The sequence below is a fragment of the Lacinutrix iliipiscaria genome (assembly GCF_042686125.1).
Classification (GTDB): Bacteria; Bacteroidota; Bacteroidia; order Flavobacteriales; family Flavobacteriaceae; genus Oceanihabitans; species Oceanihabitans iliipiscarium.
In genome coordinates, this window is record NZ_JBHUOV010000004.1 from 1 (window position 1) to 1,054 (window position 1,054).

Annotated in this window: 1 protein-coding gene; it reads right to left on the bottom strand. The window is 30.4% G+C overall.

The genetic code is table 11. The features are described from left to right. Positions 1 to 226 precede the first annotated feature (226 nt). Positions 227 to 958 carry a DUF6090 family protein gene (locus ACFS5M_RS09675; protein ID WP_183490596.1) on the bottom strand — a complete coding sequence of 244 codons (732 nt, stop codon included), beginning with the start codon at positions 956 to 958 and terminating at the stop codon, positions 227 to 229. Between the last annotated feature and the right edge of the window lie 96 nt (positions 959 to 1,054).

Here is a 1,054-nt window from a genome sequence, read left to right on the forward strand (position 1 = left end):
TTTGGGAATCAAATTACATACAACGTGTTCGTGTATGATTTTTTGCGGATTGAGCCGAAGCTATTTTTAGCTTTGGATGAGCCACATGTGGCGAAAAATCCGCTGGAGGAAAATGGCAAGGCTTTGACTTGCTAATTTTCCGAGTAACTAATATAAGAATTTTATCTAGATCGTTTACTTAACCAACATTGCGCAGCAATTAATTATACACGTTGTTGTGCTTTCGTTATTTTTCTAACTCTTCGCCAATTAATTCAGATAATTCTTTTGTGGATTCTAATAAATTTTGCATATCCTTTAATAAGTTCTTTTCTGTAAAATTTTTTAGTATAAAAGTTCCATTTGTGATATTAATAGCTGAAATAATATCTTGCTCTCTAATTAATTGATTTAATAATTTAGGATTAACATTTAAAGTAAAATTTGCAGGTCCAAGACCAATCGCTTTTTGGCTATCCTCTAAATAAACATCATTATTCCCAGATGTAATTTTAATAATTTCGTTTTGAATAGTTCTCAAATCTAGTAGAGCATTCCTAATTTCATCTGGCATTAACTTAATGTCTCCTGTAGATATTAAAGATTCTATGGTGTTTGTATTAAAATTGGTATATCCAAATGTCCAATCTAGCGCACCCATAAGAGGTATAACATCATTAGTACTTTCTGCTTTAGGTAACTGTTCTAAATAATTTTGATACTTTGAAATACGCGAGTCGAGATTTATAATGTTTCTGTTAATATAAATAGTGTCCTTTGCTAAATCTTGTAACACCTGTTCATAGTAATTATTCCGAATTTTTGAACTTTTTCTGTTCTCATTCCAATTATTAATCTGAAGTGCAATTAAAATTCCAATCACAACAAGCACAATTTCACCAATAGCATATTTGAAATACTTTCCAGTTTTATTTTCCATAAGTAAGTTTTGACGAATTTTTCTAAAGAATTTTATCATTGGTTAATGGTTGGTTATAATGAAGCACAACGTGTTCGTGTATGATTTTTTGCGGATTGAGCCGAAGCTATTTTTAGCTTTGGATGAGCCATTTAT